The 12,733-nt window shown below is 48.2% G+C and carries 12 protein-coding genes and 1 other RNA gene; 7 read left to right on the top strand and 6 right to left on the bottom strand.

Annotation, left to right across the window (positions count from 1 at the left end; translation table 11 throughout):
* Positions 1-363 precede the first annotated feature (363 nt).
* Complete coding sequence (locus tag NYE70_RS01100) at positions 364-1,611, bottom strand: MFS transporter (protein ID WP_290407485.1); 1,248 nt, start codon at positions 1,609-1,611, stop codon at positions 364-366.
* A gap of 173 nt (positions 1,612-1,784) precedes the next feature.
* Here NYE70_RS01100 and NYE70_RS01105 point away from each other — a divergent pair, with 173 nt between their 5' ends.
* From NYE70_RS01105 to pfkA, 3 genes are all read left to right on the top strand, one after another.
* Positions 1,785-2,111 carry a hypothetical protein gene (locus NYE70_RS01105; protein WP_211021074.1) on the top strand — a complete coding sequence of 109 codons (327 nt, stop codon included), beginning with the start codon at positions 1,785-1,787 and terminating at the stop codon, positions 2,109-2,111.
* A 146-nt stretch (positions 2,112-2,257) separates the two neighbouring features.
* Positions 2,258-3,283 carry a tetraprenyl-beta-curcumene synthase family protein gene (locus tag NYE70_RS01110; RefSeq protein ID WP_445323822.1) on the top strand — a complete coding sequence of 342 codons (1,026 nt, stop codon included), beginning with the start codon at positions 2,258-2,260 and terminating at the stop codon, positions 3,281-3,283.
* Between the two features lie 21 nt (positions 3,284-3,304).
* Entirely contained in the window at positions 3,305-4,276 is a 972-nt protein-coding gene (gene pfkA / locus NYE70_RS01115) for a 6-phosphofructokinase (RefSeq protein WP_211021076.1), read from the top strand.
* A 285-nt stretch (positions 4,277-4,561) separates the two neighbouring features.
* Here the strand turns inward: pfkA and NYE70_RS01120 are convergent, their stop codons facing one another.
* From NYE70_RS01120 to NYE70_RS01135, 4 genes are all read right to left on the bottom strand, one after another.
* Positions 4,562-5,923, bottom strand: coding sequence for an MATE family efflux transporter (locus NYE70_RS01120; RefSeq protein WP_211021077.1), 1,362 nt, complete (start codon positions 5,921-5,923; stop codon positions 4,562-4,564).
* 120 nt (positions 5,924-6,043) lie between these two features.
* Positions 6,044-7,228 carry a putative glycoside hydrolase gene (locus tag NYE70_RS01125; protein WP_211021078.1) on the bottom strand — a complete coding sequence of 395 codons (1,185 nt, stop codon included), beginning with the start codon at positions 7,226-7,228 and terminating at the stop codon, positions 6,044-6,046.
* Positions 7,229-7,469: 241 nt separating this feature from the next.
* On the bottom strand, positions 7,470-7,670 hold the full coding sequence (locus NYE70_RS01130) for a hypothetical protein (protein ID WP_211021079.1): 201 nt from the start codon (positions 7,668-7,670) through the stop codon (positions 7,470-7,472).
* A 172-nt stretch (positions 7,671-7,842) separates the two neighbouring features.
* A complete protein-coding gene (locus tag NYE70_RS01135; RefSeq protein WP_211021080.1) occupies positions 7,843-8,664 on the bottom strand; it encodes a YitT family protein in 822 nt (273 codons plus the stop codon).
* A 268-nt stretch (positions 8,665-8,932) separates the two neighbouring features.
* Here NYE70_RS01135 and NYE70_RS01140 point away from each other — a divergent pair, with 268 nt between their 5' ends.
* Entirely contained in the window at positions 8,933-10,510 is a 1,578-nt protein-coding gene (locus tag NYE70_RS01140) for a DEAD/DEAH box helicase (RefSeq protein ID WP_211021081.1), read from the top strand.
* 74 nt (positions 10,511-10,584) lie between these two features.
* Here the strand turns inward: NYE70_RS01140 and NYE70_RS01145 are convergent, their stop codons facing one another.
* Positions 10,585-10,689, bottom strand: coding sequence for a sporulation protein YjcZ (locus tag NYE70_RS01145; protein WP_211021082.1), 105 nt, complete (start codon positions 10,687-10,689; stop codon positions 10,585-10,587).
* A gap of 179 nt (positions 10,690-10,868) precedes the next feature.
* Here NYE70_RS01145 and NYE70_RS01150 point away from each other — a divergent pair, with 179 nt between their 5' ends.
* The 3 genes from NYE70_RS01150 (at position 10,869) to NYE70_RS01160 (ending at position 12,710) form a co-directional block, all read left to right on the top strand.
* Positions 10,869-11,669 carry a YesL family protein gene (locus NYE70_RS01150; RefSeq protein WP_341044763.1) on the top strand — a complete coding sequence of 267 codons (801 nt, stop codon included), beginning with the start codon at positions 10,869-10,871 and terminating at the stop codon, positions 11,667-11,669.
* 79 nt (positions 11,670-11,748) lie between these two features.
* A non-coding RNA gene (gene ssrS / locus NYE70_RS01155) (6S RNA) lies at positions 11,749-11,939 on the top strand.
* 378 nt (positions 11,940-12,317) lie between these two features.
* A complete protein-coding gene (locus NYE70_RS01160; protein ID WP_211021084.1) occupies positions 12,318-12,710 on the top strand; it encodes a DUF1499 domain-containing protein in 393 nt (130 codons plus the stop codon).
* The last annotated feature ends 23 nt before the right edge of the window (positions 12,711-12,733 follow it).

The following is a 12,733-nucleotide window of genomic DNA, read 5'->3' on the forward strand; positions in this document are numbered from 1 at the left end:
TTCATCTTTAAAAGATAAAATTGAGAAACCTTGATTTGCCTAGTGCAATTCAAGGTTTTCTTGGTAATAGTATATTTTAATTGCCTTTCGCGGTACTCCATGCTATACATCCCATCTAACGGACATAGGAGCCGTTACTGCCTGCTTTTTTGAGTATTTTGAAATCTAACGGACACCAGAGACCTTAAATGGTGGATATGAGCTAATTTCACCTACAATTCAGATGGTTAGAGGCGGCTGTGTCCGTTAAAATCGAAAAACTGCAAAATACGGGGGATTAAGGGCCGTGGTGTCCGTTAGAGACAGGCGAACTAGCGAACAGCGAATTAGCGAACTTGCGGAACTAACTCAATCAGCAGCAACTTACTTTCCCACACTCTCTTCCTCAGCCGAAGCGGCGGTAGCCGCTTGTGCCGCAGATAGCTGGGCCCCTGCTCCAGCAACTGGCTTCACCCGCGGGCCCCGATAGAAATACCGGCTCGCAAAGCCGAGGGAGGCAAACAGCGCGAATGACATGGCGACGATGTAGAAGTTGTGGCGTCCGAACTCTTCGAAGATGACGCCGCCGAAGGTGCCGCTCAGCAGGCCGGAGGCGCTCGACCAGACGATGGTGTAAAGCGCCATCCCTGTTGCCCGGTAATGGTCCGGAATCAACCGGGTCAACATCCGGATGGAGGTGACATAGAATACGCCGAACGACACGCTGTGCAGCAGCTGAATCGCAACGATCATGCCTGCCGAATCCGCAATGCCGACCAGCAGGAACCGGGTGGCGAACATCAGACTGGCGAAGACGAGCAGCGGAAGCTCCTTGATTTTTTCCCCATAAAGGCTCAATAACAAGAAGATCGGAATTTCCGACATCGAGGAGGCGAGCTGTGACCAGCCGATGATGTTCTCGCTAGCTCCCAGATTATTTAACGTGACTGTCAGAAAAGCATCGTTCATCCGCACGGCGATGGCCAGGGAGAAGACGCACCCGAAAAACCAGAGCAGCTCTTTTTGCTTCAGGATGCCCCAGATCCCCGACATGTCCATTTTGGCGACCGGGCTGTCCTGGTCCTTAATGAACAAGGTAATCGCCAGCGCGATGGCCGCGATCCCGATCGCTACCCACATCGTTTGAGAGGAGCCGATCACGGAGAGGACATAGCCAATGAACAGAGCGAAAAACGCATAACCGATAGACCCGAAAATCCGCACGGTAATAAAGTTCTTGTTATGCCGTTTGGCGGCGTTGATGGCGATGGTGTCGGACAACGGAAATACCGGGTAAAAGAAGAAATAAAATATCGTAATGACGAGCACGATGACGGAAAACTTGGTGGATACCGATAACACGGCGCTCATGATGATTTGTCCGATCAGCAAAATGAGCATGATTTTTTTAATGGTCCTGTATTTGTCGCTTGCGACGCTCCACAGCAAGTTCGCCACAAGGGATATCATGGGACCAAGTGCGTACAAAAGCCCGATTTGGCTGCTGGAGAAGCCCAACTGGGAATAAAAAAGCGGGAAGTACGATGAAACAAGGACACTCGTACCGAATATGGTAAAAGTAAAGGCCCGCAGCCATGGAAGCTCAGGCCGGGCCGATGTAGAAGATCTCATAAATTTCGCAGACTCCGTTCCGATAATTTTGCAATAATCTCTGACATATGCAAAAGATAGTGATAAGTATAGCATAGTCTATTGAAAAAGGGTTTAGATTCTGCGCCGCTTCTGTGTATAATGTGAGGCATAGGCAGTTTAAATCGTATTCTAATAAGTTGGAGGCATTGTTCATGAGTCATTCCTGCTTTGTATATGATGAAAGGCTGGATATTCACGTCCCCTCGCTGGATCGTCCTTTTGAAGACTATCAGCTTAGCGAGCGTCTGGCGATGATAGAAAAATGGGAGGATACCCGCGGCCGGATTCCCACTAAAGTGAAAAAGCTGGAACGTGAAATTGAAGGCAAGCTGGCGAATTTGAACGAAGAAGAAGATTTTGACCTGAGCTGCGAACTGAACGGAGAAATCGCCGAACTTGCCAGCCGGATTAATGATTTGCATATTTGGTACCGTACGAGCCAAGACGAACATTCGATTTCCGTCAAACGGCACTTGTGATTTTGTTTATTTGTACAAAAAGTTGGATCATATTATAATATAGAATGATTTTTTAATAATGCGATTTTTAACAACGTAGCGGAGGCAGGCCATTGATTGAACTAGAGCAAAGCCGAAACCAGTTTCCGAAAGAGCCGATCCGGTTGATGAGCCGCGTCTATAAGTTCATTTTGCCGGATGTCCGGAGGGAACTGGACGGTTGGAGACAGGAAGCGGCTTCGATTCCCGATCCCGAGCTTAGAAAACAGGCGCTTGCCAGCATAAAGGCAAAAGAGTTTCATTGCCAGGGCGGTTCGGTATACGCCGCTGCTAATTTGGCCAAGCGTGAGATATTGATCCCTCTTATCGTAGCTTTTCAAACGATCAGCGACTATTTAGACAATTTGTGTGACCGAAGTACTTCCATGGATGCGGATGATTTTCGCCTTCTGCATCAGAGTATGCTGGATGCGGTTAATCCCAGCAGCGAGTTGCAGGATTATTATGCGCTTCGTGAAGAAAGTGATGATGGCGGGTATCTCCATCACCTGGTGCAGACTTGCCGCGATAACATTGAGCAGCTTCCCGGTTACCGCGCTGCCAAGCCGCATATTCTGGATTTGGTCGGGCTGTATACCGACTTGCAGGTGTACAAGCATATTGACCCGAGTCTGCGTGAAGCGGCGCTGCTTCGCTGGTGGGAACAGCATCGTAATCGTACCCCTCAGTTGCGGTGGAATGAATTTGCCGCGGCTACCGGCTCTACGCTGGGTGTGTTCATGTTGTTTCTGGCGGCCAGCAATCCCGAATTGGATGACAGCAGCGCTGAAATTATTCATGACGCCTATTTCCCCCATGTTTGCGGACTACATATCATGCTCGATTATTTAATCGATCAGGAGGAAGATGAAGTAGGCGGAGATTTGAATTTTTGCAGTTACTATGAGAATAAGGAAACGATGCTTAACCGGATTGCCTTCATCGTGGAAGGAGCGCGCCGGGATATCAAGCGGCTTCCCGCTTCATCGTTCCATCGTATGATCATCGAAGGGTTACTGGCGCTGTACTTATCCGATCCAAAGGTAAGCGAGCAGCAGGAGATTCGTGAAGTATCGAGGCGTCTAATGAAAAGAAGCCCGCTCATGAGGTTGTTCTTCTTCGTGAATAGCCGTTGGATCCGCAAACATCTTTAATAACATTTAGGAGGAATCATCATGTCAGCAGTTAAAAAAATCGCAGTTCTTACCAGTGGGGGAGATTCTCAAGGCATGAACGCGGCGGTACGTGCCGTCGTGCGCAGTGGATTGTACTACGGACTGGAAGTATTCGGGATTCAGCGCGGATATCAAGGATTGCTTAATAACGATATTTTCTCCATGGATATCCGCAGCGTAGGCGATATTATCCAACGCGGAGGCACGATCCTTCAATCGGCTCGCTGCCTGGAATTCAAAACGCCGGAAGGCCAGCAAAAAGGCGCGCAAATTTTGCGTGACCGCGGTATCGACGGATTGGTCGTTATGGGCGGCGACGGTTCTTACCAGGGCGCAGAGAAGCTGAGCAAACTCGGAATCAAAACGATGGGACTGCCGGGTACGATCGATAATGATATTTCGTTCACGGACTATACGATTGGATTCGATACGGCTGTAGGCATCGTAGTGGATGCAGTCAATAAATTGCGCGATACGATGTCATCCCATGAACGCGCGTCCGTTGTTGAAGTTATGGGTCGTCATTCGGGGGATATCGCTCTCCATGCGGGCCTTGCTGCCGGAGCGGAAACGATTCTGGTACCGGAAGTGCCGTTCGATTTGAACGAGGTAGCGGATCGGATGAGACAAAACTTCGATAACGGCAAAAGACACAGTATCGTTATCGTAGCCGAAGGTGTAGGCAAGGGCGAAGAAGTCGTACAAGCCATCAAGGAGCGCCAACCTTCCCTGGAGCCGCGCGCAACCGTGCTTGGACATATTCAACGCGGAGGATCGCCGACGCCGTTTGACCGTAACTTGGCGAGCCGCTTGGGAGACTTTGCCGTACGGAGTCTGATCGCGGGCGAATCGAACAAAGCCTGCGGCATGATCGGCGGAGAAATGATTCTGACCGATATCGAGAAGGTCGTAGCCACCAAGAAAGAGTTCGATATGGACTTGTATGAGCTGGCATCGCGTTTGTCCCAATAAGAAAGTACGCGAAGAACTTGAATTAATTTAACTGGATTTACTACAGTTAAATTACTCATGCTTCGAAATCTTGGACCAATTAGATGTAAATACTACAGTTATTTCAACTGAATTGGTCCCTTTAGCCGTAAAAACGTGGAAATAGCTGTAGGTTATACAGTTAATTGCACGCCAAGGCTAACAAACGCTGAATTACCTGTAGGTTTTACAGCTAATTCTTTAGATGTACAAGTAAAAGGGCTGTTCCCGTCGTCATGATTGTTATGACGCGGGAACAGCCCTTTTTTATGATGGTTCATGAGATCGGGAGAACTTCTTCTGTATCACGAACAACCGCCGCAGAAGCAGGATAGCGGCCACGCCAAGTCCGGTAATTAGTCCTATCCAGTATCCGTACGGTCCCTGGTTCGTGAAATTCGCTAGGACGTAACCCAGAGGTAGCCCGATGATCCAATAAGCCAGCAACGAGATCCAGAAGCCGGGATTGACGTCTTTGTAACCCCGGAGCACGCCCTGGATCGGGGTGGCGATCGCATCGGAAATTTGAAAAAAGATGGCATAGACAAGGAAATGCGTAATCAGCACAATGACCTCTTCTTCGTTGGAATACAGGCCGGCCACCCCTCTGCGGAACAGCATGAGTATAACGGCGGTAAACAAGGAGAGAGCCACGGCGGTGCTGATGCCCAGAATACCGTACTGTCTGGCATCCTTTTGTCGTCCCGCGCCGACTTCATACCCGACGAGAATCGTTAGAGCCAGGCAGATACTTAACGGAATCATGTACAGTGTGGAAGCGAAATTGTTTGCGGCCTGATGCGCAGCGATTGTAAGCGTGTCGAACCGGCTCATCAGCAAAGTTACGGCAGCGAACACCGCGGTCTCAAAAAAGATGGCGAACCCGATCGGAACGCCGATCTTCATCAATTCCTTCCACTTCGCAAACGAAACCCGGTGGAATTTACGGAAAATGCCGTAGCCGGCAAACGGTTCCGATTTATGTGCGATCCATAACGCTATCAGGAAGATACACCAATAGGTGAAAGCTGTAGCGATGCCCGATCCGATACCGCCGAGCCGGGGAAATCCGAGCCGTCCAAAGATCAGAATATACCCGGCGCCAACATTCAGTGGAAGGGAGGCGAGTGTAATGAGCATGGAAACTCGGGTCTGGCCGAGCGAATCGATAAAGGAGCGGATTACGATATACCCGAATAGAGGGAGGACGCCCGTAGATATCGATACGAGAAAATAAAAAGCGATATGATGTACTTTCGGTTCAAGCTGCATACTTCCCAGCAGCGGGGAGATGGCCAGCCCGCCTATGAGAAGGACTGCGGCACTGACGGCGATAGCCAGCCAAAGCGCCTGCATCACGTGATATCCGACTTTGTTCTGTTGTCCGCCACCGACAAGCTGGGAGACAATGGGCGTAATCCCCATTAAAATTCCGCTAAGCCCGGTTTGCACCGGAATCCAGATGCTGGACCCGATCGCAGCCCCGGCAAGATCGGCGGGACTGGCATGGCCGGACATCATCGTATCAAAAAAGGTCATCAATGACATAGTAACTTGAGTAACCAGGATGGGAATCAGGATTTTGAGAAATTGAATGTACTTTTGCTTCAAATTGTGTGTTTCTTTCATGTCGAGAACTCCATTTCATCGTCTAAGACCCGGGCGGATTGCCCGGGTCTTCTAGAACATTCATCAATTATAGGTTAAGGAATAATGCCGGATATGTCTTAGATAATCATTTATGATAGCTTAATAATCTACGCCTTCCGTATAGCGGTTGGACGCATTCCACAGCAGATATTCATCGATCTTCATTTCGCTAAGGGCCCGAATTTGTTCTTCGACCTCATGCTTGCCATATTTCGTATAATGGCCTTTTCCGAGCCAGCTCGCCGTAAAATCCTGAATCCAAGGCCGGATAATGGGTTTCTCTTCTCCCAGCGGGTCGAGTTTCTTCTGCGTATCAATAATAGCTCCCTTGATCGTCTGGTAAGGAGCTTTGTCGGGATCTTTGGCATTGAACCATCCGGTTGTATAGTGGCTCGGATAAATCATTGGACAGATGATATCGACCTGGTTAGAGATCTTCACAAAATCCTGACCGATGCCTTCCGCCGCCGGAACCGAAGCAGCGTACCCGAAAATATCGACCGATACCTTGATACCCAGCGGCTTAAGCTGTTCGCGGGCATATTCTACGAAAGCGGCGACGGCGTCAATCCGGCTGAGCTCGTTCTTTGTATACTTCAGTGAGTCGGCTCGTTTCTCGAAGCCTTCCGGAAAACGGACATAGTCGAATTGAATTTCTTTAAAGCCATGCTTGGCTGCTTCTTTGGCGACCTCTATATTATAGTCCCAAACTTCTTTGCTATACGGATTGACGAAACTGTCGCCTTTTCCGTTGCTCCATACGGTACCATCACTGTTTCTGAACGAGAGTTCCGGGTTCTTCTTGGCGAGAATCGTGTCTTTAAATACAACTATGCGCGCGATTGGATAAATTTCATGCTTTTCCAGACGAGCCATCAATCCGTCGAGGTCCCGAATGAAAGGCTGCGGCTTGCCCAGCTTTTGCAGTTCAGGGTTATCCGTTTTGTAAGTGATATAGCCTGCGTCATCCTTAATGTCGATGACCATGGAATTTAATTCGGTGTTGTCGACGAGGTCAATCAGGGTGTTAAGCCGTGATCCGCCGGCGCTGTAGGCCGTGACGTATATTCCTTTGACTTTTGGAGCTTCGGCCTGCTGAACAGGGATCACCATTTCGGATGGAGATAAAGGATCGTCTCTTCTTCCCTCTGCGAGATTTGTTTTAAAAGTTTGATAGGTTGATTGCATAATGGTGGGCATTTTGCCGGTGTCAGCCTGGTCAACCGGCGTTCCTCCGGAGCCCGTACCCAAGGCCAGAAGTAAAAGTGTCCATAGGATGTTCATTAAAATTCCTCTCCCTTGATTGCATTTCGATTTGATTATATCCGATGGTCCGTTTGCAGAAAGAACATCATTGTTACCATTAAATCGTTCGCGATACTTTTGTTTCTTTAAACCTAATGACCTTATCTTAAACTATTAATTTTGAGAGGAAAGGTGCAATACTCATAGTTTATGTATGAGAACAAGAAGGCCGCTTCTTCCGCTTATGCAGAAGAAACGGCCTTGGTGGTAAAGTGCTTATTTAATGAAGGAAACCCGTGCTTTGATGCTCGCAGATGCTGAACTGGATAATTTCCATCGCATCTTCCGGTTCCAGGATGGTCAGACCATCACGAAGGACAATCATGGAGTTCAGTTCCCTTTGATTGAAAAAAGGCAACATATCCGGAAACCACTTCATGACGATTTGCTCCAGTTTTACCGTTTCCATTTCCACATCCATCACCCTTTCCTACAAGAATCATTCGTTCCGGAATCATTCCTACTTCGGAAAAGCAGTACAGCCTGTGAAATAAAGGTAAAGCTGATGACTATATTCAGTTGTTGAAGGAACCGCTTGTTATGATTATACCACAATCCGATGCAAATGGAACGCCGAACGCGTGCCCACAGGCTTATCTTCTCCGGAAAGAGCCCATAACGCCGACCGTTTCGACGATATTTACGAATGCCGCCGGATCGGTCGATTTAATGATTTCTTTGAGCTCGGTGAGCTCATAGCGGGTGGTGACGGTCATAAGCATGTCCTTCTCCTTATGGGAGAAAGCCCCTTGTGTCTTTATCAAGGTTACCCCGCGGGGACGGCAGAGGAGCCGCTCGAGCAGCTCGTCCGTTCGGTCGGTAATAATGAACAGGGTCACTTTGAGATGGTTGATGTGGATGAAATCAAGTATTTTACCGGCCAGATAGATGGACACCATCGATGCAAGGGCCAGATTCCAGTTTCCTTCCAAGTATCCCATAGCCAAAATAACGAGTCCGTTCATCCCGACGAGAATATTGCCGATCGGAAAGTCGCGGTAGCGGGTCACAATCGATCCGATGATATCAAAGCCGCCGGAAGAACCGCCTACGCGAAACGAAAATCCGCTGCCCATGCCAACGAGCACTCCGCCGAATACGGCGGATAACAACGTATCCGAAGCGAGCGGCTTCTCCGGAATGAGGGCCATGAAACACGTTACGCCGATTACGGAAAGGATACTGAGTCCGACAAACCGCTTACCGAGCAAAAACCAGCCGGCAATCAGAATCGGGGCATTATAAACCAAGTACATCGTTTTGATGCTGAGCGGAGAGAAGTAGCCGGTGAGCATGGCCAGCCCCGATACACCGCCGCTGAGCAGATGATGCGGAACGAGGAACAAGTTGAATCCGGAAGCGATCAACGCGGCTCCGATCAAGATGGCGATGCAGTTCCTTATTTCCTTAAACACAAAATTTCACCTCGCGTTGAATATGGAAGTATCCCAACCTGCTTGCTGGTATTCTCAAACTGTTTTGTGCTATAATGTTTGAGATATTCTTGAGTAGGGATCCATTTCCAATTTTAAACGGTCGTTTAACCGTCAAGAAGTTTTCTCGCGTTCCAATCCCTTATGTAACTTTTATGGGGAGATTGGATAGTCTATAAACGTTTGAATGCTACTTAAGAATACAGTCAAGCTTGTGGAATGTCCACTATATAGAAGGAGTATGAACAATTTGAACACATTTGCAGATTTCGGCTTAGAGCCTAAAGTGTTACAAGCAATTACGGAGCTCGGTTTCGAAGAAGCGACACCGATCCAATCCAAATCCATTCCGATTGCCCTCACCGGGCGCGACCTGATCGGACAAGCACAAACCGGTACAGGTAAAACGGCGGCATTCGGCCTTCCGCTGATCAACAGAATTCCTAAAGAAGAAGAGCGTATCGTGGCGCTGATTATGACGCCGACACGCGAGCTGGCCATTCAGGTGGCTGAAGAAATCGGTAAACTGGCCCGTTTTAAAGGCACGCGTTCCCTTCCTATTTATGGCGGTCAAGATATCGTCCGTCAGATTCGCGCTTTGAAGAAGAAGCCCCAAATTATTATCGGTACTCCGGGCCGTCTGCTTGACCACATCAACCGGAAAACGATTAAACTCGACGATGTCCAGACCGTAGTGCTTGATGAAGCCGATGAAATGCTGGATATGGGCTTCATGGACGATATTCAGTCCATTTTGAAGCTGGTTCCGGAAGAGCGCCAGACAATGCTATTCTCCGCTACCATGCCTGCAAATATCCAAAAGCTGGCCCAACAGTTCTTGAAAAACCCTGAGCATGTCTCCGTTATTCCTAAACAAGTCAGCGCTCCGCTGATTGATCAAGCTTATATTGAAGTGCATGAACGTCAAAAATTCGACGCTCTGACCCGTTTGCTGGATATGGAATCCCCTGAACTGGCTATCGTTTTCGGCCGTACGAAGCGCCGGGTAGACGAATTGTCGGAAGCCCTGCAAAAACGCGGATATTCTGCCGACGGTCTGCATGGTGATTTGTCGCAGAACCAACGCGACAACGTAATGCGGAAATTCCGCGACGGCAGCATCGACGTGCTGGTGGCAACGGATGTAGCTGCACGCGGTCTCGACGTATCCGGCGTTTCTCATGTCGTCAATTTCGACCTGCCGCAGGATCCTGAGAGCTATGTTCACCGGATCGGCAGAACCGGGCGCGCAGGTAAAGAAGGCGCAGCATGGTCTTTCGTAACGCCGCGTGAAATTGACCACCTGCACTTTATCGAGCGAATCACCCGTCATAAAATTGCCCGCAAACCGTTGCCGAGCATCGCGGAAGCGATTGAAGGCAAGCAACGGATTACCGCGGAACGTATTCTTGAGCTGGTAGAAGCCGGCGAATTGAACGAATACAAAGGTATCGCCATTCAGCTCCTTGAGCAATATGATTCGGTGAACCTGCTATCTGCAGCCTTCAAGCTGATTACCGGCGAGAAGAACGACAAGGCGAACATCGAGCTTACTCCAGAAGAACCGATCCGCGTAAAACGCCGGAATCCGGATATCCGCTCCAGCGGACGGAAACCGTCTGGCTACGGCAATCGCAGCGGCGGCAGCGGTTATCGCGGTAATAACCGCGATGGCGGTAGTCGCGGCGGATACGGCAGCGGCAAAGGCGGATACAGCAAGGACGGAGGACGTGATTCTTACCGTTCTTCCGATCGCAAGCCGCGCCCTTCGAACCAAAGCGGAGACCGCAGACCGGTTAAGCGCGACGACAGCTCGTTCGACAAATAAGACCGGGGTTATGAAATAAATCATTGGCAAAGAAGACGAAGCGGGGCTTCGTCTTCTTTGCTTTTTATTTTCAATTAATACAGAATCGTCCGGCTGACGATGACAAGCAAAATAAACAAGACCAAAATCGTACCCGTGGATGTCCACAAACCTCCATATCCTCCACCAACTTGGGACATGAGATTACCTCCTTTGAAATTGTGGATGATTGAATTTACTTAATATAGTATGGCGAAGAGGGCGGACCAGACTAGACGCTGACCTATATCCGTCAAAATAGGCGCTGGATAGTGATGAAGCAATCGTGCTATAGTAATACTTATAGACAAACTTATCATTTGCGGAGGGAGATCTTTACTTGGAATCTAAAGGTTTAATGGGCGGATTTTATAAAATTACGGAATGGATTATGAGGATATCGGGAAGTAACCTGCTGTGGTTGGTATGTTCCCTGCCTTTCTTGTTTTTCGCGTTTGTGGCGTTTCTAATGCCAGGTGCGGATGCCGATTTTACACGACTTAATTTGTGGATTATGGCGATTTTGGCACCGTTTACATTTTTTCCTGCCACGTCGGCTCTGTTTTCGGTAGTACGGAAATGGGTGATGGGGGAAGCGGACGTAAGTATCATCAAGACGTATTTCAAAGGATACAAAGAGAATTATAAGCAAAGCATGCTAGGCGGTATTTTCTATACTTTGCTCACCGTTATTATGGTTGTCGATTATGAAATGTACATGAAGCAGTTTAACAACCTGCAATTTATCGGGATTGTTATCCTGGTTTTCCTGGTACTGCTGCTTGTTTCTTTGTTCCACTTTTTCTCTATGGTGGCTCACTATTATTTAAAGGTGACCCAACTGATCAAAAACGCGATTTTATTGACGATCCTCAAACCGTTCAGAATGTTGTCGACGGTGATTTGTACGGGGGTTTTGGTCTTCCTGACCATAAGATTCCCATGGCTGATCTTTTTCGGATTAGCGAGTCTTACCGCGCTTGTCGCTTTCTTTAACTTCTATGCTGCATATAATAAGGTTCAGGAGAAAGTGGAGAAAATGCGTGCAGCCGAAGATTCGGGCAATGAAGGCAGCACCGATGCGGATGACGACGAATCGCCGCTTGAACTTCCTTCCGGCGGAGAAAAGGAAAAAGATTAAGTGTAACCGGATTGAAAATTGGATGGAATTTCCTTGCTCGTCAAGTTTACATTCAGCTTACAAAGTTCTATAATAGGTTTACGTCCTGCGATGTACGTTTCGGTTCTATGTTGTTTTGAACCAATGACAAAGTCTCGGGAGACTTACATTGCGTCATAGCTGAAAGGCCCTATCCATGTTGATGAGGGGACTTCTAATATGTCGCTGCGGTCACCCACCTGCTAATGCAGGTTCGAGACAATGTAACCGGACGGCATAGGCGGGTCTCTTTTATTAAAAATGCGGCACTTTGAAGACTTTGGGATTATCCGGTCTTTGAAGTGCTTTTTTGTGCATAAGTGAGTGATCTCTTCCCTTTTGTTTGTTACTGAACAATGATAAACTATAGTTATATAGGTTGTTCAAAAAATCATCTTTCCAAGACGAAGCAGATCATGATGAGGATTCGACGTCGAATCTTGAATTCAGCCGGGCCTTCCGTTGCTCACGTACCTCATGTACGCTCCGCTACTCAGTCCCTATCTTCATCCAACCTTCTTGGTCCTGAAAACCTGACTTTTTGAACACGAATTTATAGAGAAAGTTTATAAAAACCATTATGAAATCGCATTTTTGGTTGTGTCAGTAGGATAAAGGAGGAAGAACAGGTTGTCATTAAAAAGAACATTAACCGGCATATTCCGCAGTCAGGAAGGAACGAGCGACCGCGCCAAAGTGCCCGAATTGAAAACAAGATATTACCAATTATCGAAAGATAAGATTTGGGAGGAAGTCTCCTCGACTTTAAAGAAAGTTCCCGGTTATAAAGTGCTGCACGAGGTCCCGTCCGTTGGAGAGATTACGTTGGAAAAACGCAGCGGCTTCGGGCGGACGATGGATATCACGGTTTCGATCGTTTCCACCGGACCAATGCGCAGTGCGGTCGATATTTATTCGGCTACGCGCGGAAGTTTCGGCGACTTGGGGGCCAACTACCGCAACATTATCCACTTGTTCACCATGCTCGATAAGAAGCTGTCATCGTACAAGGTTAAGTCTTAGGAACGGTTGTATGAGAAAAGCGA

Source organism: Paenibacillus sp. FSL R5-0407 (assembly GCF_038009185.1).
GTDB lineage: Bacteria > Bacillota > Bacilli > Paenibacillales > Paenibacillaceae > Fontibacillus > Fontibacillus vini.